The organism is Mycolicibacterium baixiangningiae, assembly GCF_016313185.1.
Taxonomy (GTDB): domain Bacteria; phylum Actinomycetota; class Actinomycetes; order Mycobacteriales; family Mycobacteriaceae; genus Mycobacterium; species Mycobacterium baixiangningiae.
In genome coordinates, this window is sequence record NZ_CP066218.1 from 5,512,316 (window position 1) to 5,533,804 (window position 21,489).

The following is a 21,489-nucleotide window of genomic DNA, read 5'->3' on the forward strand; positions in this document are numbered from 1 at the left end:
GTGTATTAACAGGAGCGTTAGGCTCGAAAGCCAGAGATTCGACTCAATCTGGAAGCCAGCCAGCAACGATGACCCCGTGCATTGGAGTATTCAGATAGTCGATGCGGTAGAGACCTAGCTCGGCAAGCCACGAATCGAATGTGTTGAGCGAATACGTGTTACCGCCGCCCGAAGCAACCATCGATACTGCGAACAACGCGGCAAACTTCTCCTGCGACGTGACCGGGCTACCCCCGCTGGCCCGAATCGCATCGACAATGAGGACGCGTCCGTCGTCGCTCATACCGGCGCGGGCCTTACTTAAGAGTATTTTGCACTTCTCAGGATCGAACAGATGAAAGATGTTCGCGAAGAGATATAGGTCCGCGGCAGCCCAATCGCTTTCAAAAAAATCACCAGTTACCATTCTGAACCTGCTAGACACGCCAAATTTGCCAGCCGATTCGTGGGCGATGTCGGCGATCTCGGGCACGTCGTAGCCGACCGCCCTGAGTCCGTGATGCTGCTGAAGGAGTAGATGACTATATATCCCACTTCCACATCCGATATCAACAAGAAGTCGATCTTCTCGTAAGAAGTGGTGCTTATCTAGTGCTTTTCCGATGGCTGCTGCGATTGGCGGCGCCCAGAAACGTATGCCAAGTACGAGCTGCCTGTACGTAGCGGTCGATATTCCGTTGACATTGCGAACCGACCCGGTCTTTACCGTGTGTGCAAGGTTCCTCCAATATTGCCACGCGATTTCTTGGTCATAGTAGATTTTGCCCGTCAAGTCGTTCACGCCTTCGACGGCGGTTAAGACATCTGAATATTCTTCCGGCAGATGGTACGTGGGGTCGCTTCCCGGCATAGCATTGGTGAACAACCAGCCGTAGGCCACAAGTGCATCAACGAGGATCCGCAAACATTCCTCGTTACAGGCAGTGCGCTTTGCTATCTCAAATAGCGTCGCGGGCCCCGACGCGACGCAACTGAAAATTCCCAAGTTGTATGCAGCCTCAATTATCGCAGTTTCCCAGGACGATATGAGTGCCGAATAGAGTCGGTGAGCAGCGGCGTTTGACGTGCTGATGTGGCCCACCGTCTCCCGAGGGAACTGAGTTATCCTAAAATCCGTCATCGTATGAATGCTCCGTCTTCTGTTTTTCGCCCTCACCAGAGATACGCTGCGAAATGTGACCGTCAGCATTTATTCGCGCATTTTTATCAGAGAAATGCCAAAAGCTGATGCAGTACTCGAATTCGGACCGTGAGCCAGGCACAAACCAGTGAGCCAGGAACAAATATGGTGGCTAGTCCGGATCGTCCATGGCGACCCGGAGGCTCCGCGGTCGTAAGTCCGTCCAGCTCTGCTCCACAAACTCTAAGCAAGCTTGTCGTGAGCTCTCAGCGTAGACCTGGCTCCAGCCGTCAGGCAGGGGGACGAACGCCGGCCATAGCGAAAATTGCTCTTCGCTATTTACCAGTACCAAAAACTTGCCGTTCTCATCGTCAAACGGATTCGCGTCCACGACGTCTATTAATGCTCGATGGCGTGGAGGAGTCAATTGGTGCGCCCGCACATTGTTGCGTGCGGTTTCATTTAGCACTTAGCACCTAGCGCCTAGCACCTAGCACCTAGCGCCTAGCACCTAGCACCTAGCACCTAGCACCTAGCACCTAGCACCTATGGCCTATGCCGTATTAACGTTGTGCAGCGCCGCAGCTTGTAGGTAAACCGTCGAGAAGCGGCGCATCAAGAGCCGTTCTCCAGTGCTACTGGATACCTGAGTCGTGTCGGTCGAATCACAACCTGAGTTCGACACGCTACACGCGGCTGCTCACGGTCACCCTGGTCCGCGTTGGCTTCGAACTAGGAAGCAGTTTGATCGTCGTCGTTCACGGCGTCAATAGCCTCGTTAAGTCTGTCAGCAAGGTTCGCCCACGCCCGCCCAATGTCCGTTGCCAGTTCAGCAACGGTAATTCTGCAATGATGCGGTAGCTCCGCCGCCATGTGGTCTATCTGCTCGACTGCTGAAACACTCATGACAATGCCACGAATGAGCGTTCGACCGCGATCATTGAGTCGCAAGGCCGGGTCATTGCGCAGCCGTTGAAGCGTATTTGGTGAAACTCTAGCGTCGTAATCCCGCTTCTGGATCAGTTGACTTGGAGCATGGGGATTTTCACGTGATTCCGGCGATGGGGGAAGGCTGTGCGGCGTCCTGTGTGCTTTTTGAGCTTCGGGCACTGGATCGTCGCCTCGGTCCAATCGACACCGCACATCCCGCACCGTCGCTGTTGAAATACCTGATTGCCGGGCGATCTCACGTTGGGACATCTTCGCGCCACTACGAATCAAGTCCGCGGCAATCACGCGTCCCCGACTGGAAGCGAGTGGGTGCAGCTTACCGCCTATACCGATTCTAATGTGCAACTGGCTATTCTGACCAGTTGCACATTCTCGGCGGAGTGATGCCACAGTCCCGTGCGACAACGCACACACCGACGCGATCCTGCGATCAGACCACTCTGGGTTGGTCTCAAGAATCCGCCGTGCCGCAAACTTCCGATCACTCAACGTAAGCGGGAGGCCATGTCGACAGTTGGCGGCGACTGCATAGACGAATGCTTCTTCTTCAGTGCCATCAAAGAAGTGGACGTCGATGGTCTCTTCGTTCCGCAGCGCCGCCGCTTCGAACCGGTGCATCCCGTCAACTATCCGCATCGTCTGCCGATGGACCACGATTGGCGCAAGCGGACCAGTAGCGATGGCCAACTGGTTGATGTGACTCTTGCTCACACCGATTAGGCGGGGAGAGTCAGCGGGCCTCAAGGCGGCGAGTGCAACGTTCTTCGCTGTCGATTGGATGAGTTGGGCGCCGGCGGATTCCTGCGAGTTGCGTTCGACGTTTGTAAACGTATGCGGCATCGGATTCCTCGTTACGCGGCCCGTAGGCGAAGCGCCCTAAGCGGGGCGGCTCCCGGTGACTGCTGACATGTACACGATGGCGACGTCGCACAAAGCAGTTGGCGTATGGTCCCGATCGCATACTGAGAGCAGAGGCTTACGTGTAGGCCTGGTTGAATGCTGCTGCCTCGGCATTTAATCTGAGCGACAGGCGAATTCGTGGTTGTCGCTCCAGGATACCGGCCGGTCGTGAAGGAAATGGGGCGACCGACCCCCCAGTGGTCCACGGACGGTCTGCGATGCGATCCCGCTAGTTCACGCGAGCGAGTGCCGGAAACTAGATCAATCGGCCACTGCCGCATGCGTCGATCGGCTGGATCCTGCCAGGTTTGCGACGGTTCGCTCAATCGCGCTGTAAGCGAGATAAAGATGCCGGCCAAACGCCTTCCAGTCGGGTTCTCGACCTTCGTCAGCGAACGTAATCGCATCTCCCAACTTTGGTTACTCCCGAACCGTCGATTTGAAGTAGTGGCTGTGGGGAACGCTTCGCGCGGTGCAGAGTGGACTCTCTCGCCCGTTCTTGAATGCCGGGCTTGAAGGGGGCGGTTGAGATTCCGTCGACGGTGGCTAGGGTAAGCGGCCGAGATACCTGACCGGCATGGCTGAGAGTTCTCGAGCCCCCGAGAAGGCCTAGGCCACAACGTGTGACATGGACGTGAACACAGACTGAACAAGTGTCGTAACGCTGCCGCTAACTCGCGAGCCCAAGCGAGCTTGCCTCCGCTACGAGTGTCAATAAGAGGGTTCGATTGCACACCTGGGACCCCTGGGACGCATTCGATCGCCGCCCACCGTCCACCCAGAGTGACGGCGATCGGTCGAGCATGACGTTCGCTTATCGGGTCCGTGGCGTTCGGGCGGTCGAATTCAACGCCAGTTCTCATACGTAGCCCCCGCTGAACCAGCCGGACTCTTCGAGCTGTGGCCCTCAGAGCACCTTGGCAATCTGCTCAGCGCGCCCGAGTGACGTGAGTCGCGCCTCAACGGACCACCTCGGCGGCCCGAAACATCTACCTCGACGATAAGGGGAGAAGTCGTGTTCCGCAAGGCTCTCACTGACATCAGGCATTGCTGGCCACGAGGGGAGATACGTATTCTTCGTTCCTGTGAAACACGACTGGCTCCTCGTTGAGGTTCTAGGAGATTTGCCGACGGTTGTCGCCCAAGGCGACCGCCTTCGCCGGTTTGTGCCCAGCGAAGTGTTTCTACGGCGCAATCCCCACCGTCGGCAGATCGACCAGGCAATCGCAGCGGCCGTCGATGGCAAAGCCGGGATCGTTCAACGCACCGCCCATGGCAATTGGCTGATCTGCGCCGACCCGGTCACCATGTCTGACGGTCGCGTTCACGGCGTCCATGTATGGACTGGTCCATCTGCAACAGAGCCACCCGATCGACCCGAAGTTGGAGCCACTGTTTGGGATCTGAGTTCTGGATTGGCCAGTGACACTCGTCAAGCGCTTGTAAACAGCGGAATCGATCCAACCCAGCCACTCGACCACCGTGCACTCGCAGACGATCTTGTGGTCGGTAGCATTCATCCGGAAGAAGGTGCAGCGCTGGCAGCTGCTGTGCGATGGGAAGCCGGTCAGACACTATGGGGCACCTGGGATATCGACGACTATCTCGGCAATCCAATTCGGGTGAACTTTGTGTCCCGTGCTACGGCAGATCGACACAGCAAAGGCGACATTCGCCACTGTATCCGTGCGATGAACTGGCGTTCGCCACGCGCCGCTGATCATTCTTCGGGATTTGCTCTCGCTGAGCAGATTCTCCGCGGAACGGGGCGCGAAGGTTCACATCGTGCCTTGCTGAGCCTGGACAGTTGGACCCTCTTAAAGTGGCTTGATCTGCCATGCCCTCATTTTGACTGGCGCGGCGAACACAGCAGTCAGCCACTGGTCCATCCTGATGACCGTCCCGTGCGAGTTGCTATGACGCAGCAGTTCGTACACGGGCCGGCCGAGGGACTGCTCCGCCTGCGCAGTCGTAGCGGTTGGACGTTGATACACACCACTGTCAGTCGCGTTGAACTCGCCAAGGACGTCGTCGCTGGATTGATCTCGTTCCGCTTGCCATTGCCTCACGACATAACAGCCGACGAAGGCAGTGGCCGGGTCTGACCGAACACAGCGTTCTCGGCCCGAGAGTCTCTGTTTGTTGCACGAGCGATGGTCGCCAACCTCCTGGGAATGGTGCCAATAGTCGTTAATACACCTACCCGGACCGGGACTGCTGCTGCGCGTCCATGCCCCGCCGCCAAGGCCGTCCCGTTAGGCGGCGAGTACAGGCCGGAAAGTGGTCCCGCGGACAAGGCTGCAAACTCACTGACCAGATCGGGAGAGGACGTTTTCTGAGGTCACCCGTACCCTTCGAAGTTGCAACAGGTCGCCTTCGCCAGCCATCGCGATGGCACCCAAAACAGACAACTACCGCGTTAGTGGTTAGATTTATGACTAGCCACTAACCTCGTGCTGCTGTGTCCCTACCATCACCGGCTGCACCACCGCGGCGTCATCACCATCACCGGACCCGCCAGCCGCCTGACCGTCACCGACAGCACCGGCCGACAACTGGAATCGGGATCGCTGGCCCGCCCACCCAACCACCCCCCGCCCACGGTCGCGGCCTACCCGGGACCCACCGGAGAACGCGCCGACTGGTGGTGGTACACACCCTTCCAACCCCCACCACCCACCACCAACTGAGTCGCCCGGCTAACTGTTCGCGGCGTTGTGGCGGTCGATGGCGGAATCGCAGTCGGCCTGCGACTGATTCGTCTGCTCCATGCAGACCCGCACGTTCGCCTCGTCGGGGTTCATCCCGGCAGGCACCGACGGGCTGTCGAATTCGCCCTGGTAATTCGACCAGATGGTCTGGTTGGTGTCAGTCAGCCGGGCGCAGTAGGCCGGGCTGCCGGTCGGGGTCACCCCCGCCGCGCCCATCGTCGCGCAGTCCGCACCGACGACGACCACCGGCAGCGCAGGGGCCGCGGCCGTCGTGGTGGCCGCGTCGCGCTGGGTGAACCAGAACGCGCCCGCGGCTACGGCGGCCACCACTGCCACGCCCGCGGCGACCAGCAGCGGGCGCTTGGCACTCCAGGTGCGCGGTTTCACCGGCTTCGCGTGACGACCCAGGGCCGGCGCGCGGGACGCGACCGTCTCCATCGCGGCGTCGTCGGTGCCGATGCGGTGCTCGAGCGCACGCGCGAAGTCGATACACCGCTCGAAGCGCTTCTCCGGCGACTTCGCCAGCGCCCGGCCGATCACCGGCCCGAGGCCGGCCAGTTCGGGACGAACGGTGCCGATCGCCGGCGGATCGGCGGTGAGGTGGGCGCTGATCACGACAGCCGGATTCGAGTGCGTGAAAGGCGGTGTGCCGGTGAGCAATTGGTACGCGGTCGCGGCAAGCGCGTACTGGTCGGCGCGCCCGTCGATCTGGTCACCGCGCAGCTGCTCGGGCGCGGCGTAGGCCACCGTGCCCACGGTCATGTTGGTGCCGGTCAGACCGCTGGCGTCGCCGGCTTGGCGGGCGATCCCGAAGTCGGCGAGCATCACCCGCTCGTCGGGTGATCCCGGATCGGCGATGAGGATGTTCGCGGGTTTCACGTCGCGGTGGAAGAGGCTGCGCTGGTGGGCATGGTCGAGCGCCGACGCGACCGCGGCGATGATGCGGACCACGACGTCGGGCGGCATGCCGTTGGGATAGCGCTGCGCGAGGAGCCGGGCCGCATCGGTGCCCTGCACGTAATCCATCGAGATCCACAGCAGACCGTCATAGTCACCGCGATCGTGCACCGACACGATGTGGGGGTGCCACAGCGTGGCGGCGAGCTCGGCCTCACGGTGAAACCGCTGGCGGTACTCATCGTCGGCAGACACCGAGGCGGAGAGCACCTTCAACGCGTCATGGCGCGGCAGGCGCGGATGCTGCGCCAGGTAGACCTCGCCCATACCGCCCGCGCCCAGGGAGCGCACCACGGTGTATCCGGCGATCAGCTCCCCCTCCGCAAGCGGCATGGGCGAATACTACGGGCCGGATGTGCCGCCGGTGTTCGGGCGGAGTGTCGGGTGCAGACACCCGCGCTCGCGGTCAGGGGGTCAGGCGCGGCGCAGGGTCAGCAGCGTGATCTCGCTGGGCGCGAACACCCGGAACGGCGGGCCCCAGAACCCGGTACCGCGGCTGGTGTAGAGCTGCGTCTTGTCGCCGTGGCGGCTCAGGCCGTGCACCACCGGCTGCTCGAGCCGGACGAGGAGGTTGAACGGCCAGATCTGCCCGCCGTGGGTGTGGCCGGAGATCTGCAGGTCCACCTCGGCGCGCGCCGCATGGGTGACCTGCTTGGGCTGATGCGCCAGGAGCAGCACCGGCAGCGTGCGGTCGGCGCCGGCGAGCGCGGCCTCGAGGTTGGCACCGTGCCCGTGCACCCCGGACGCCTTCGCGGTGGCGTCGTCCACCCCGGCGACGACGAGCCGGTCACCCCCGCGCTCGACGACGATGTGCCGGTTGTGCAGCGCGTCCCAGCCGATGCTCTCCATGTAGTCGAGCCAGCCCTGCGCCTCGCTGAAGTACTCGTGGTTGCCGGTGACGTAGACGCGGGCCGAGGCAGCCTCGACGGAGGCCAGCGGGCCGGCCTGGTCCAGGCGTTGGTCGACGGTGCCGTCGGCGATGTCACCGACGTGGCAGACGACGTCGGCGGCGAGATCGTTGACGCGCTTCACCACCGCCGCCGACCAGCGGGCGCGGTCGATGGGCCCGTAGTGCGTATCGGTGATCATGGCGACGCGCAGGCCGTCGAGCCCGCGACAGAGTCCGGCGATGCCGATGTCGACGCTCTTTATCCGCGGCACCCGCATCGCCTCGGCGTAGCCCCACACCAGCAGCACGGCCACCACGGCGACGACCGTGACGGCGACCGCCCGTCCCCGCACCGGATCGTCGACGCCCGCGAGGAACAGGGCCAGCCGCAGGACGTGGCCGAGCACCGACCACACGAACAGCACCCAGGCCACACCCAGCAGCGCGTCCGCCGCGGCGGAGAGCCAGTCGGGGCGGCTACGGCCAGGGCCACGGCCCACCAGCATCATCGCCGGCAGCGCGACGAAGGCCGCCGCGAACAAAGCCGTGCCGGCGACCACGACCGGTGTCGGCCAGGCCGTGCCGGCGAGCAACAGCGTCCACCACGGCACGCCGAAGAGGAGCAGCAGGATGGCCGACACGATCGCGGTGCGGCGCCATCTCCCGCGGGATCGGCGCGGCGGGGTGTCGACCGCCTCTCCCCGGCGGTCCGTCGTCATGTCCTCATTGCGCATAGGAACCGACGGTACCGACCGTTCGCGCGGTCTAGATCGGGATGAGGCCGTGCTTGCGCTGCACGCGCTGGATCTGCTTGTCCCGCAACAGACGCATCGCGCTGCGCAGCTTGAGCCGCGTCTCGTGCGGTTCGATGACCGCGTCGACGTACCCGCGCTCGGCCGCCACGTACGGGGTCGCCATATCGCGGTTGTAGCCCTCGATGAACTGCCGCCGGATCTCCTGCACCTCCGGCGCATTCGGATCGGGGAACCGCTTGACGATCAGCTGCGCCGCACCCTCGGCGCCGATCACCGCGATGCGCGCGGTCGGCCAGAGGAAGTTGAAGTCCGACGTCAGCTGCTTGGACCCCATGACCGCGTACGCGCCGCCGTAGGACTTGCGCACGGTGATCGTCACCTTCGGCACATCGGCCTCGACGACGGAGTAGAGGAACCGGCCACCACGCTTGATGATGCCGTTCTTCTCCTGCTCGACACCCGGCAGGAAGCCGGGGGTGTCGACGACGAACACCAGCGGGATGTTGAACGAATCGCAGAACCGCACGAACCGCGCCGCCTTGTCGGAGGCCTCGTTGTCGATCGCCCCCGACATGTGCATCGGCTGGTTGGCGATGACGCCCACCGGGCGGCCGTCAACGCGGGCGTAGCCGGTGATCATCGCCTGGCCGGCCTGGGCCGCCACTTCGAGGAAGTCGCCGTCGTCGAAGATCCGCAGCAGGATCTCGTGCATGTCGTAGGCCGTGTTGTCGCTGTCCGGCACGATCGAGTCGAGCTCGAGATCGTGCGGGGTGACCTCCGGCTCGAGGCCGGGGTTGACGATCGGCGGGTCGTCGAAGGTGTTGGCCGGCAGGAAGCCCAGGTACTCGCGGACGTAGGAGAACGCGTCCTTCTCCGAGTCGACGACGGTGTGGATGTTGCCGTACTTGGCCTGCGCGTCGGCGCCGCCGAGCTCGTCGAGGCTGACGTCCTCACCGGTCACGTCCTTGATGACGTCGGGGCCGGTGACGAACATGTAGCCCTGGTCGCGGACCGCGACGATGAGGTCGGTCTGGATCGGCGAGTACACCGCACCGCCCGCGCACTTGCCGAGGATGATCGAGACCTGCGGGACCAGACCGCTCAGCAGCTCGTGCCGGCGACCCAGTTCGGCGTACCAGGCCAGCGACGTCGCCAGGTCCTGGATGCGCGCACCGCCGGAGTCGTTGATGCCGACGATCGGGCAGCCGACCATGGCCACCCACTCCATCAGCCGGGACACCTTGCGGCCGAACATCTCCCCGACCGATCCCCCGAACACCGTCTGGTCGTGGCTGAACACGCCGACCGGACGCCCGTCGATGGTGCCGTGGCCGGTCACCACACCGTCGCCGAACAGCGCGTTCGGATCGCCCGGGGTGCGGGCGAGTGCGCCGATCTCCAGGAAGCTGCCCGGGTCGAGCAGCGCGTGGATCCGCGCGCGCGGGCTCGGGATGCCCTTGGCGTCACGTTTGGCGGCGGCCTTTTCACCACCGGGTTCCTTTGCGAGCTCCAGCTTCTCGCGGAGTTCGGCGAGCTGTCCTGCGGTGGTCCGTCCGGTCACTTGCTCTACTTCCCCTGGGCCTCGATACGGTTGATCGCTTCGCTCATATGCGCACCGACCTTCGCGATGTACGGCTCGTCGATCGCCTGGATGTGCTCACCGCCGATCGGGACCACTTCCAGCTCCGAAACATACTCACCCCAGCCGCCGTCGGGTTGGCGGGTGGCGTATCGCGGTTCGAAGTAGATGGCGTCGTCGTGGTAGCGGTCGGCCATGTAGAGGGTGACGTGCCCGTCGTAGGGCTTGATCTCGGCGGTGTCGATCATCCGGTTGTCCAGATACGACGTGCGCTGATGCTCGATGATTCCGCCAGGGATCTGCACGCCGCTGGCCGCGACAGCCTCCATCACGAACCTCACCTGACCCTCGTCGTCGAGGTTCTCGAGCTCGTCGTAGGGGATCTCGGGAATCTGCACGTTGAAGGTGCGCTCGGCGAACCGGGCGTACCGCTCCCAACGGGCGCGGGTCTCCTCCTTGGTCTGCGGGACCTCTTCGCCGGCGCGCACCGCGTCAATCAGGCCCACGAACCGCACGTCGGCGCCGGCCTGCTTGAGCCCGATGGCGCACGCGTAGGCCAGCACCCCGCCCAGCGACCAGCCGGTCAGCACGAACGGCTTGTCGCCGTTGAGCTCCAGCAGCTTCGGCACGTACTCGGCCGCCCGCTCCTGCACCGAACCCTCGACCCGCTCGATGCCGTAGACCGGGGTGTCGGCGGGCAACCGGTTGATCAGCGGTTCGTAGACCACCGTCGACCCGCCGGCCGGGTGGAACACGAACACCGGCACACGGTTCGACCCCTCCTGCGGTGCGCGCAGCACACGCACGAACCCGTCGACCTTGCCGGCCTCGAGGTGGTCGCGCACCGTGGTGGCCAGCTCCTCGACGGTCGTGGCGCCCGCCACGTCCTCGGCGGTGATGGTGCCTTCGGCGCGCTCGGTCAACCGCGCGGCCATCTTCGCCGCCGTGGCCGCGTCGATCTCCGGCAGCGGGTTGAAGATGCCGCCCGGCGACTTACCGGTGACGATCGCCCACGTCGCGAACGTGACGCGCTCGGCGGCGTCGCGCGGCGGGACATCGGCGCCCAGCGCCTCGGTGACGGCCTCCTGGGTCAGCACCTGCGCGGCCATCTTGGCGGCCGACGCCTTCTCCGGAGCCGCGGCGGTCGGTCCCGACGGATCCGTCGGCGGCGCCGGGATGTTCGCGACCGGAGCGGCTCCGGCCGCGACATCGGGCCCAGGACCCGACGGATCCGTCGGCGGCGCCGGGATCGAATCGTCCTGCGTGCTCGGTTCGGCCTGCGGATCCGGCACCGGCGTCGTCGCCGTCGTCAGGTTCGCCCCGGACAGCACCGCAGCCTGTTCGGCGGCCTGTTCTGAGGCCTGTTCTGAGGCCTGTTCGGAGCCCAGCGGATGTCCCGCGGCGGCCAGCTTCTCCTCGAGCTCGGCGACTGTGGACGCCCCGCCCATCAGCTCGGCCTGTTCGGCGGCGATCTCCTCGGCCGTCTTACCCTTCTGCGCCTCGGCCAGCTGGTCGACCTCGTCACGGTGGTCGATCGCATACTGGATGAGCTGCTCGACGGCGTACAGGTTGGCGTCGCGCACCGCGGTCAGCTGGATGGGCGGCAGGTCGAAGTCGTATTCGACGCGGTTCTTGATCCGCACCGCCATCAGGGAATCCAGGCCGAGTTCGATCAGCGGCACCTCCCACGGCAGGTCTTCGGGCTCGTAACCCATCGCGCTGCCGACGATCAGCCCCAGCCGGTCGCGCACCGCCTCGCCGGAGTCCGGCGACCATTTACCCAGCCCCGCGCCGAGATTGGCGCCCTGGGTCAGGTTGTCGGACAGGATCGCCGCATCGTCGTCGTCGGGTTCGGCGGGAGCCAGCGAATCCGTCTGCGCGGCAACGGTTCCCGTCGCCACCGCGGCGGGCAGAGCCACCGCCTGGCCGCCGCGCGTGACGATGGCGTCGTAGACGAGCGTGAACGATTCGTCGATACGGGCGTGCACCTGCACCGAGGCGCCACCCGGATGACGGGTCAGCGTGGTCACCAGGCGGGCGCCGTCACCGGGCACCGCGCGCTGCTCGGCCGCCGTCACCGCCGCGTCCGGGAACACCTGTGAGGCAGCGGCTTTCACCAGACCCGCCAGATCGGTGGCACCGCGCGGCGCGAACTCCCACACGTGCCTGCCGTCCGGGGTGGCGACGTGGCTGCCCGGCAGGACGCCGGCGTTGTCCCCGCTGAAGCGCACGTCGAGCCAGTGCGGTTTGCGGCGGAACCGGGTCGGCGGGACGTTCGCGTAGTCCAGCGCCCCGGCCAGCCCGCGGGAGCGCCGCGGGAACAGCGTGCGGATGTCCAGGTCGTGGCCGTGGACGAACAGCTGCGCCATCGCGGCGGTCATCGAGTCGACCTCGTCCTGCTTACGGGCCAGGGTCGCGATGAGCTGGCCATCATGGAGCCCAGCGCTGGCCGTCGTCAGCCCGACCTGCATGAGCGCCACCGGATTCGGGGCCAGCTCCAGGAACGTGGTGTGCCCGTTGTCGACGGCGTTGCGGATGCCGTGGGTGAAGTAGACGCTGTGGCGCAGCCCCTTCTTCCAGTAGTCCACGTCGTGGATCGGGTCCGAACCGGGCCGCAGGTACTTACCCTCGTGCACCGTCGAGTAGTAGCCGACCTGCAGCGGATGCGGTGTGATGCCGACGAGCTCGGCGGCGAGCTCACCGAGCAGCGGATCCATCTGCGAGGTGTGGCTGGCGCCCTTGGTCTGGAACTTGCGGGCGAACTTGCCCTCCTTCTCGGCCCGTTCGATGATCGCGTCCACCTGCTCGGGCGGACCACCGATCACGGTCTGGGTCGGGGCGGCGTACACGCACACCTCGAGGTCGGGATAGTCGGAGAACACCGTCTTGATCTCGTCGGCGGAGTACTCCACCAGCGCCATCAGCCGGATGTACTCACCGAACAGCATCGCCTCGCCCTCACCCATGAGGTGGCTGCGCGAGCAGATCGTGCGGGTGGCGTCCTCCAGGGACAGGCCGCCGGCGAAGTACGCCGCCGCGGCCTCACCGAGCGACTGGCCGATGACCGCACCCGGCTTGGCGCCGTGATGCTTGAGCAGTTCGCCGAGCGCCACCTGGATCCCGAAGATCGTGATCTGAGTGGTCTCGATGCCGTAGTCCTGCGAATCGTCGAGGATCAGCTCGACGATCGAGTAGCCGCGCTCGTCCTGAACGTAGGAGTCGACCTTGTTGATCCACTCGGCGAACACCTCGTTGCGCAGGTAGAGGCTCTTACCCATCTTGCGGTGCTGGGCGCCGAATCCGGCGAGCACCCACACCGGACCGTTGGTGACGGGTCCGTCGGCGCTGTAGACGTTCGGGCTCTGCTTACCCTCGGCGAGCGCGCGCAGACCCTTGATCGCCTCGTCGTGGTCGCGGGCCATCACCACCGCGCGGGAGCGGCCGTGATTGCGCCGGGACAGCGTGCGCCCGATCGACTCCAGCGACGACGCCCTGCCCTCTTCGCTCTCCATCCAGTCGGCCAGCTCGGCGGCGGCGGCGCGTTTGCGCGAGGTCAGGAATGCCGAAACCGCCAGCGGCACAAGCGGAGCGGTCTCTTCCTGGGCGGCGAGCTCTTCGCGGGCCACCTCGAGCAGGCGCAGCGCCTCGTCGGTCAGGCCCGGCAGCTCGTAGGTGTCCTCGACGGCGGCCGCGGGACGGTCGAGACCGTCGTCGTCATCGTCATCAGAGGTGACGAACTCGCCGTATTCGTCCATCCGCACCCCGCCCACGAACACGGCGGGCTTGTTCGGCTCGGCGGTCACCTCGACCACCTGCTCGGGTTCGGGTTCGACCAGATCGCTGGGCAGCACCTCACGCAGCACCACGTGCGCGTTGGCGCCGCCGAAGCCGAAGCCGGACACACCCGCGATCGCGTGCCCGCTGTAGCGCGGCCAGTCGGAGACGGTGTCGTTGACCTTCAGCCGCACCGCGGGGAAGTCGATGTAGGGGTTCGGGCCGGTGTAGTTGATCGACGGGGGCAGCTTGTCGTTGCGCAGCGACAGCGCCACCTTCGCCAGGCTGGCCGCGCCGGCCGCCGACTCGAGGTGGCCCACATTGGATTTCACCGCACCCAGCAGCGCGGGTTTCTCGGCGGGCCGGTTGCGCCCGACCACCCGGCCGAGCGCATCGGCCTCGATCGGGTCACCGAGGATGGTGCCGGTGCCGTGCGCCTCGATGTAGTCGACGTCGCGCGGGTTGATGCCGGCGTCCTTGTAGGCCCTGCGCAGCACCTCGGCCTGCGCGTCCGGGTTCGGTGCCAGCAGGCCGTTGGACCGGCCGTCGTGGTTGACCGCGCTGCCCGCGATCACCGCGATGATCTCGTCACCGTCGCGCCGGGCGTCGGACAGGCGTTTGAGCACCAGCATGCCGGCGCCCTCGGACCGCGCGTAACCGTTGGCGTCCTCCGAGAACGACTTGATCCGGCCGTCCGGGGCGAGCACCCCGCCGACCTCGTCGAAACCGATCGTCACCAGCGGGGTGATCAACGCGTTGACGCCACCGACCATCGCGACGTCGGCCTCACCGCTGCGCAGCGCCTGCACACCCTGGTGCGCGGCGACCAGCGAGCTCGAGCACGCGGTGTCGATGGCCATCGACGGCCCGCGGAAGTCGAAGAAGTACGAGACCCGGTTGGCGATGATCGAGCTGGTGGTGCCGGTGATCGCATACGGGTGCGCGACGGCCGGGTCGGCCACGGACATGAAGCTGTAGTCGTTGTTCGACGCGCCGATGTAGACGCCGACGCGCCCACCGCGCAGGCTCGACGCCGGGATGCGGGCGTGTTCGAGCGCCTCCCAGGTCAGTTCCAGCGCCATCCGCTGCTGCGGATCGATGTTGTCGGCCTCCATCTTCGACAGTGCGAAGAATTCGGCGTCGAAACCCTTGATGTCCTTGAGATAGCCGCCCCGGGTGGCCGCCTTGGCGACACGCTCGGCGATCCGCGGCTCGCCGAGGAACTCCTCCCATCGGCCCTCGGGAAGGTCGGTGATGGCGTCGCGGCCCTCGAGCAGCGCCTCCCACATCTGGTCCGGGGTGTTCATATCGCCGGGGAACCGGGTCGCGATCCCGATGATCGCTATGTCCATGTCGACGGACTCGAGGCGCGGGTCCCGGCTCCAGTCGGCGCCGTCGTCGGAGTGGTCGACCTCGGGCTCACCCTCGACGATCACCGTCGCCAGCGATTCGATGGTCGGATTCCGGAACACCACCGTCGCGGTCAGCGTGACACCGGTGAGGTCCTCGATGTCGCTGGCCATGGCGACCGCGTCGCGCGAGGACAGGCCGAGCTCCACCATCGGCGTCGACTCGGCGATGCCGTCGGCCTTCTGGCCGGTGGCGTTCGCGATCCAGTTGCGCAGCCATTCGCGCATCTCGGCGACGGTCATGTCGACCTGCGCCGGGCGCAGCGCGCCGCCCTCCCCCTGGGCGACGACCGGCTGGTTCTCGACGGAGGGCGAATTGTTCGGTGTTTCAGACATGTTCATCTCTTTCGCCGCCCGCGGCGGTGTGTGGGGAAAAGCGTCAGTCCGTCTCGTCCGGGAAGGCGTTGGCGACCTTCCCGCTGCGGAGGCTGCCGTCGAGGTAGGCCGACCGGCACGCGCGGCGGCCGATCTTGCCGCTCGACGTGCGCGGGATCGCTCCGGCCGGGGTCAGCAGGACGTCGCGCACGGTGACGCCGTGGCGCACCGCGATCGAGGCGCGGATGTCGTCGGCGATGGGGCCCATGTCCAGCTTGTGCGCACCCGGTGCCCGCTCGCCGACGATCACGAGCTGTTCGGAGGTGTCGTCGGGGTCGCGCTTGAGACCCGCGTGGGCGTTCTCGAACACGTCATCGGGGAGCTGGTTGGCCGGCACCGAGAACGCGGCGACGAACCCTGTGCGCAGGGCCTTGGTGGCCTCCTGCGCCGAGTACTCGAGGTCCTGCGGATAGTGGTTGCGGCCGTCGATGATCACCAGGTCCTTCACGCGGCCGGTGATGTAGAGGTCGCCCCCGTGGTAGGCGCCGTAGTCACCGGTGCGCACCCACATCGCGTCGTCGGCCGCCCCTTCGGCGTGGCTCGGGCTGGTCCGCGATTTGAGGATGTTGCGGAAGGTGGCCTGGGTTTCCTCTTCCTTGCCCCAGTACCCGGTGCCCATGTTCTGCCCGGAGATCCAGATCTCGCCGATCTGGCCGTCGGGCAGCTCGGTGGCGCTGTCGTTGTCGACGATCACCGCCCACTCCGCGATCCCGACCTTGCCCGCCGACGCCTGCGCGACGGCCTTGGGCGAATCCGGCGGCACCTCGACGAAGCGGTGGCTGTTCAACTCGTCGCGGTCGACGGTGATGATCTTCGGCGACTCGTTGACCGGGGTCGTCGACACGAACAGCGTGGCCTCGGCCAGACCGTAGGACGGTTTGATGGCCTGCGGCTTGAACCCGTACGGACCGAACGCCTCGTTGAAGTTGCGCACGGTGGCCGCGGAGATCGGCTCGCTGCCGTTGAGCAGCGCCTTCACGCAGGACAGATCCAGCGGCGGCTCACCGTCCTTGGGCAGACCGCGGGCGGCGGCGTGGTCGAACGCGAAGTTGGGCGCAACGGAGATGACGCCGCCGGTATCGCCTTCCTTGCGCGCCATCTCGCGGATCCAGCGACCGGGCCTGCGGACGAACGCGGCGGGCGTCATGAACGAGATGTAGTGACCGATCACCACCGGCAAAAGCACGGTGATCAGGCCCATGTCGTGGAAGAACGGCAGCCAGGACAACCCCCGGTCGCCTTCCTCCGCCTCGAGCGCCTCGATCACCTGGACGACGTTGGTGGCCAGGTTCAGGTGGGTGATCTGCACACCGGTCGGGATGCGGGTCGACCCGGAGGTGTACTGCAGATAGGCGATGGTCTCCTGGGTGATGTCGACCGGTTCCCAGGTGGACCCGACCTCGTCGGGCACCGCGTCGACGGCGATGACACGCGGCCGCTGGTTGGCCGGCCGGGTGCGGAAGAACTTGCGCACACCCTCGGCGGCCTCGGTGGTGGTCAGGATCGCCGCCGGGGTGCAGTCGTCGAGGACGGCGTGCAGGCGTCCGACGTGGCCGGGCTCGTTCGGATCGAACAGCGGTACGGCGATACGGCCCGAGTACAGCGTGCCGAAGAACGCGACGAGGTAGTCGAGGTTCTGCGGGCACAGGATCGCGACGCGGTCACCCGGCTGGGTCACCTGCTGCAGGCGCGCGCCGATCGCGCGGTTGCGGGCGCCGAAGTCGGCCCAGCTCAGGTCGCGCTCGACGCCGTCACGCTCGGTGGAGAAGTCGATGAACCGGTAGGCGAGCTTGTCCCCACGCACCTTCGCCCATCGTTCGACGTGACGCACCAGGTTCCCGTTGTCGGGGAACTTGATGAGACCGTCCTTGATGAACGGGTTGTGGAACGGCATTTTCACTCTCTCCTGTCAAAGCACTTCGGGTCGCACGGGCCTCGAAGTCTTCGTTTTTTGTACCGACGGGACGCTGCAGCCTCTCTGAAGGACCGCGCGAACACCAAACGCCCAAGATGCTACTCGGGTGCGGGTCCGCGGCGGGCTCGACGCTGCGCGCCGACCGTGGGTCTTCGTCTTAGTTTTCTCTTAATGTTAAGTGACCGGTGGGCACCGGCCAAATCAACTTGGTCACGTGTCAACCATGTTTTGGTTGCGGTGCGCTCTCGATGACCCCGCGGGCCCAGTTCAGGGTCCACCCCGTGGCCGGCTGGCCGTCGACCTGCCAGAACTGCGGGGTGGCGTACATGGCGTGAATCGGCTTGCCCGCCCCGCCCGCCAGCGTCTCCAGCGTGCGCGGCAGGTTGACGATCGAGAACGCCGACTCGGGGGCGGCGCAGATCAGGTCACCCGGCGCGCAGATCTCGAACACCCGGTCGTTGAGCTGTCCGAAGCCGCCCGGCCGCGGGCCGGTCATGCTCAACCCGAGGGCGCTCAGTGTCGGCACCTCGGCCAGCGTGATCTCCGCACCCACCCCCGGCGGGGTCGGACCGACGTCCTGACCGACCCCGGTCTGGCGGCGACCGTCGGCGATGGCGGTCACCCCGAGCAGCAGATCCTGGTCGATCGGTCCGCGGCCGTTGCCCACGTCGCTGGCGATGTCACCGGCGATCACCGCGCCCTGCGAGAACCCGACGATCACGAAACTGGTCAGCGGGCAGCGGTTGTTCATATCCGTCAGCGCCTTGACCGCGGCCTGGGTCCCCTCGGCGCGGCTGTCGTTGTAGGACATCTGCTTGTCCGCGGAGAACGGATTGTGGAACTGGGCGGTGTAGGGAACCGTATAGATCTCGAGACGGTCGTTGCCGAATTCCGCGCGCAGCGGGTTGGTGACGCCGAGCAGCAGCGCGATCGGGAACTGCGTCGGGTTGAACGGGTCCATCTGCGGCGACGACTCCCAGGTGCCGGGGATCGACAGCAGTTGCACGTCCGGGCAGCTGGCGTCCTGGAACTCCGGGCGCGGCTTACCGGTCGTCGGCGCACTCGTCGGCGGCACCGCGGTGGGGGGCAGCGCCGTCTCAGGGGTGTCCGGCCTGCGCATCACCACCACGATGATGGTCACGACGAGCACGACCACCAGGGCCATCGCCCCGGCAGCGGCCAGGGCGAGGATGCGGTGACGTTTGCGTCGGCTGGTTTTCGGCATGGGGTATTCGGCTCCTCGCGTATGCGGGTTTCGCTAGCTAGCAGAGTCGTTCGGTTGCGATGCGAATGTAGTCGGCGGTCGCGGCGTGGATCTCGCTCACCGTGACTCGCAGGGAATCGGGCCTGGTCGCGCGCACCTCGCCGCGCACGAGCGGCACGATGAACTCCCACATCGCCTGATCGCTCTGCTTTGCCGCGCGTGCCTGGCAGACCGTGGAGCCGATGGACAGGGCGCGCAGATCGCTCGAGGCGCGCACCCCGGCGACGGTGAGGGCGTCGAGGTAGCGGCGCTGCTGGGCGGTGACGGTCGGGGCGCCCGGATGCGCGGCGCCCTGCGGCGGGCCGGGCAGGTCGGAGCCGCGCTCACCGTGCCTCTCGGGCGGCGCGGCCGGCGAGGGCTGGGCGGTCGACGTCGCGTCGCCGTTGAGCACCGAGTCGGTCATCGCGCACGCGGCGACCAGGACGACCACCGACAGCATGAGCAGCGTCGGAACCATCCGCCGTCGCTGCTGCACCCCTCCACGGTACCGGCTGTCCACCGCGGCTCCCGGCCGGCGGAATCGGCTGATGACTAGCGGATGGCCGCCACCAGGTCCGAGGACATGGCCCCCAGCTGCGGCCCCCAACTGCCCCAGCCGTGCTCGCCGGCCGAGGGGAAGTCGAAGTGGCCGTTGCCGCCGCCGACGGCCCGATAGTGCTGGTAGAACCCGCGATTACTGCCCTGCGCCTGATCGCAGTAGCCGATCATCGCGGCGGGATCCACACACGTCAGGGTCGTCGGGCTGTACACCCACAGCCGAGTGTTGTTGTTCGCCAGCAGCTGGATGTGCACATCCGGGTCGTGCCACTTCCAGCGGCCCAGCTGTGGGAGGCCCCACATGTTGCGGGTGTCGACACCGCCGAACCGCATGAGCCCCGCGGTGATCGCCCCGTTGAGCGCGGTCGCCGACGGCGTCATGAAACCGGACATCGACCCGGCGTAGCGGAAGCGGTCCGGGTGGAACGTCGCCATCATCATCGCGCCGGTGCCACCCTGGGCGGCGCCGACGATGCCGTGCCCACCGGGGGCCAGCCCCTTGTTGGCGGCCAGCCATTCGGGCAGCTCGGACGACAGGAACGTCTCCCACTGGCGGCTGCCGTCCTGCTCCCAGTTGGTGTAGAGGCTCCACGCCCCGCCGGCGGGGGCGGCCACCGAGATGCCCTTACCGGCGAGCGTGTTCATCGCGTTGCCCGCGGTCACCCAGTTGCTGACGTCGGGGGCGGCGTTGAAGGCGTCGAGCAGAAACACCGCGTGCGGTCCGCCGCCCTGGAACGCGACCGGGATGGCGCGGCCCATGGCCGCCGACGGCACCATCAGGTACTCGACGGGGTCGGCGTTCGCGGTGGTCTGTGACGTGGTCCCGACGGCCGCGAACAGTCCTGCGGCCACCGCCACGGCCATGACCGCTCGCACCAGCCCACGCATCATCTGTCCCACCTCACGTCCGTCATCTCTGTCGACCGATCCCGCCACATCCCGCGCAAGGTAGTGAACCACACCACCTTCGCGGGTCGGGCCGAAAGCACCCGTGAACGACGACGGCGGCGACCCCCGAAGGGATCGCCGCCGCCGACGTGTCAGTCAGTGCGTGGTGGTCAGCCCGCCGGCGCCGGTGCGGGCGCGGGGGACGGCTGCGGGGTCGCCCCCAGCACGCGCTGGATGTCCGGCTTCATCTGCTGGAGCTGCTGGCCCCAGTAGCCCCAGCTGTGGGTGCCGGCCTGCGGGAAGTTGAACACGCCGTTACGACCACCGGCGGCCAGGTACTGCTCCTGGAACGTCTCGTTGGTGCGCAGCGTGAAGCTCTCCAGGAACTTCGCGTTGAAGTTGTCGCCCTCTGCCTGGCCGCTGCCGCTGATGTCGGCAGGCTTGCCGTTACCGCAGAACACCCAGACGCGGGTGCCGTTGGCGACCAGCTTGTCGATGTTGACCATCGGGTCGTTGCGCTTCCACGCCGGATCGCTCGACGGACCCCACATGTCCTCGGACTTGTAGCCGCCCGCATCGCCCATCGACAGCCCGACCAGCATCGGCCACCAGCCCTCGGACAGGTTCAGGAAGCCCGACAGCGATGCCGCGTACTGGAACTGCTGCGGGTAGTAGATCGCCAGCGTCATCGCGGCCGAACCGGCCATCGACAGGCCGACGGCCGCGTTGCGGTTCGGGTTCACACCCTTGGTGGACGCCAGGTAGGCGGGCAGCTCGCTGGTGAGGAAGGTCTCCCACTTGTAGGTGGAGCAACCGGCCTTACCGCAGGCCGGCTTGTACCAGTCGCTGTAGAAGCTGGACTGGCCGCCGACCGGCATGATCACCGAGAGGCCGGAGTCCAGGTACCACTCGAACGCGGCGGTGTTGATGTCCCAGCCGCTGAAGTCTTCCTGCGCACGCAGGCCGTCGAGCAGGTACACACCCGGGGAGTTGGCACCGCCGCTCTGGAACTGGACCTTGATGTCGCGGCCCATTCCGGCCGACGGAACCATCAGGTATTCCACCGGCAGGCCCGCGCGTGAGAATGCCTCGGCAGTCCCCGAGCCTCCGGCGACGCTCACCAGGCCGGGCAACACGGCGGCCGCGGCAGCGGCGATCGTGAGCCGGCGCGGCATGGCCTTCACCGCGTCGCGCATCTTCCCAACGAAACTCATACTGCTATATCCCATCTGTCGTAAGCCGCAGCCGGTCCGGATAACCCCAGAGCAGCCGCGTTGCCCGTGTAGTCAACCACACGAATGTGTGATCGCTCTCTCGCGCATGTTCCGCCACGAGCGCCGCTGCCCCGTTGAAAGCGGCACTCGAGCCCGGTGTCGAGGGGGGCGTTCGCCCACCTCAGAGCCCTGGCGCGCGGGTGCCCGCCGAGGGGAAATCGAAGGTTGCCGGCATGGTCACCGGCGGTGTT

Annotated in this window: 14 protein-coding genes and 1 pseudogene; 3 read left to right on the forward strand and 12 right to left on the reverse strand. The window is 66.2% G+C overall.

The genetic code is table 11. The annotated features are described in order from the left end of the window. Nucleotides 1-43 precede the first annotated feature (43 nt). From I7X18_RS26165 to I7X18_RS29745, 3 genes are all read right to left on the reverse strand, one after another. Nucleotides 44-1,120 (reverse strand): methyltransferase, encoded by a 1,077-nt coding sequence (locus I7X18_RS26165; RefSeq protein ID WP_193045844.1) that lies wholly within the window; start codon nt 1,118-1,120, stop codon nt 44-46. A 172-nt stretch (nt 1,121-1,292) separates the two neighbouring features. Continuing rightward, nucleotides 1,293-1,511 (reverse strand): MbtH family protein, encoded by a 219-nt coding sequence (locus I7X18_RS26170; RefSeq protein WP_193045843.1) that lies wholly within the window; start codon nt 1,509-1,511, stop codon nt 1,293-1,295. A gap of 341 nt (nt 1,512-1,852) precedes the next feature. Continuing rightward, complete coding sequence (locus I7X18_RS29745) at nt 1,853-2,356, reverse strand: hypothetical protein (RefSeq protein WP_232375338.1); 504 nt, start codon at nt 2,354-2,356, stop codon at nt 1,853-1,855. 219 nt (nt 2,357-2,575) lie between these two features. Here I7X18_RS29745 and I7X18_RS30235 point away from each other — a divergent pair, with 219 nt between their 5' ends. The 3 genes and pseudogenes from I7X18_RS30235 to I7X18_RS26185 form a co-directional block, all read left to right on the forward strand. After that, nucleotides 2,576-2,791, forward strand: a complete 216-nt coding sequence (locus tag I7X18_RS30235) for a hypothetical protein (protein ID WP_232375339.1) — start codon at nt 2,576-2,578, stop codon at nt 2,789-2,791. Between the two features lie 1,265 nt (nt 2,792-4,056). Then, nucleotides 4,057-5,076 carry a PAS domain-containing protein gene (locus tag I7X18_RS26180; protein ID WP_193045841.1) on the forward strand — a complete coding sequence of 340 codons (1,020 nt, stop codon included), beginning with the start codon at nt 4,057-4,059 and terminating at the stop codon, nt 5,074-5,076. A 342-nt stretch (nt 5,077-5,418) separates the two neighbouring features. Next, nucleotides 5,419-5,661 (forward strand): annotated as a pseudogene (locus I7X18_RS26185) (HNH endonuclease); the annotation flags it as partial. Nucleotides 5,662-5,670: 9 nt separating this feature from the next. Here I7X18_RS26185 and I7X18_RS26190 read toward each other — a convergent pair. The 9 genes from I7X18_RS26190 to I7X18_RS26230 all read right to left on the reverse strand — a co-directional run bounded on the left by I7X18_RS26190 (nt 5,671) and on the right by I7X18_RS26230 (nt 21,238). Further along, the gene (locus tag I7X18_RS26190) at nt 5,671-6,972 is read right to left on the reverse strand and encodes a serine/threonine-protein kinase (protein WP_193045840.1); all 1,302 of its coding nucleotides are present in this window, start codon (nt 6,970-6,972) and stop codon (nt 5,671-5,673) included. An 81-nt stretch (nt 6,973-7,053) separates the two neighbouring features. Beyond that, nucleotides 7,054-8,262, reverse strand: a complete 1,209-nt coding sequence (locus I7X18_RS26195; RefSeq protein ID WP_226863320.1) for a metallophosphoesterase — start codon at nt 8,260-8,262, stop codon at nt 7,054-7,056. Nucleotides 8,263-8,293: 31 nt separating this feature from the next. Further along, on the reverse strand, nt 8,294-9,844 hold the full coding sequence (locus tag I7X18_RS26200) for an acyl-CoA carboxylase subunit beta (RefSeq protein WP_193045839.1): 1,551 nt from the start codon (nt 9,842-9,844) through the stop codon (nt 8,294-8,296). Nucleotides 9,845-9,849: 5 nt separating this feature from the next. Further along, a complete protein-coding gene (gene pks13, locus I7X18_RS26205) occupies nt 9,850-15,387 on the reverse strand; it encodes a polyketide synthase Pks13 (RefSeq protein WP_269751282.1) in 5,538 nt (1,845 codons plus the stop codon). A gap of 37 nt (nt 15,388-15,424) precedes the next feature. Continuing rightward, nucleotides 15,425-17,314, reverse strand: coding sequence for a long-chain-fatty-acid--AMP ligase FadD32 (gene fadD32, locus I7X18_RS26210; protein WP_193045837.1), 1,890 nt, complete (start codon nt 17,312-17,314; stop codon nt 15,425-15,427). A 238-nt stretch (nt 17,315-17,552) separates the two neighbouring features. Then, on the reverse strand, nt 17,553-18,560 hold the full coding sequence (gene culp6, locus I7X18_RS26215; protein ID WP_193045836.1) for a carboxylesterase Culp6: 1,008 nt from the start codon (nt 18,558-18,560) through the stop codon (nt 17,553-17,555). A 37-nt stretch (nt 18,561-18,597) separates the two neighbouring features. Next, nucleotides 18,598-19,074, reverse strand: a complete 477-nt coding sequence (locus I7X18_RS26220) for a hypothetical protein (RefSeq protein WP_232375340.1) — start codon at nt 19,072-19,074, stop codon at nt 18,598-18,600. 56 nt (nt 19,075-19,130) lie between these two features. After that, nucleotides 19,131-20,027: an alpha/beta hydrolase-fold protein gene (locus I7X18_RS26225; RefSeq protein ID WP_193045835.1), complete on the reverse strand. Its 897-nt coding sequence runs from the start codon at nt 20,025-20,027 to the stop codon at nt 19,131-19,133. Nucleotides 20,028-20,194: 167 nt separating this feature from the next. Continuing rightward, on the reverse strand, nt 20,195-21,238 hold the full coding sequence (locus I7X18_RS26230) for an esterase family protein (RefSeq protein ID WP_193045834.1): 1,044 nt from the start codon (nt 21,236-21,238) through the stop codon (nt 20,195-20,197). Between the last annotated feature and the right edge of the window lie 251 nt (nt 21,239-21,489).

Coding starts and splice junctions, on each gene's coding strand:
- I7X18_RS30235 (WP_232375339.1), top strand. CDS start 2,576: ATGTCGACAGTTGGCGGCGACTGCATAGACGAATGCTTCTTCTTCAGT.
- I7X18_RS26195 (WP_226863320.1), bottom strand. CDS start 8,262: ATGCGCAATGAGGACATGACGACGGACCGCCGGGGAGAGGCGGTCGAC.
- culp6 (WP_193045836.1), bottom strand. CDS start 18,560: ATGCCGAAAACCAGCCGACGCAAACGTCACCGCATCCTCGCCCTGGCC.
- I7X18_RS26230 (WP_193045834.1), bottom strand. CDS start 21,238: ATGAGTTTCGTTGGGAAGATGCGCGACGCGGTGAAGGCCATGCCGCGC.
- I7X18_RS26165 (WP_193045844.1), bottom strand. CDS start 1,120: ATGACGGATTTTAGGATAACTCAGTTCCCTCGGGAGACGGTGGGCCAC.
- pks13 (WP_269751282.1), bottom strand. CDS start 15,387: ATGAACATGTCTGAAACACCGAACAATTCGCCCTCCGTCGAGAACCAG.
- fadD32 (WP_193045837.1), bottom strand. CDS start 17,314: ATGCCGTTCCACAACCCGTTCATCAAGGACGGTCTCATCAAGTTCCCC.
- I7X18_RS26190 (WP_193045840.1), bottom strand. CDS start 6,972: ATGCCGCTTGCGGAGGGGGAGCTGATCGCCGGATACACCGTGGTGCGC.
- I7X18_RS26225 (WP_193045835.1), bottom strand. CDS start 20,027: ATGATGCGTGGGCTGGTGCGAGCGGTCATGGCCGTGGCGGTGGCCGCA.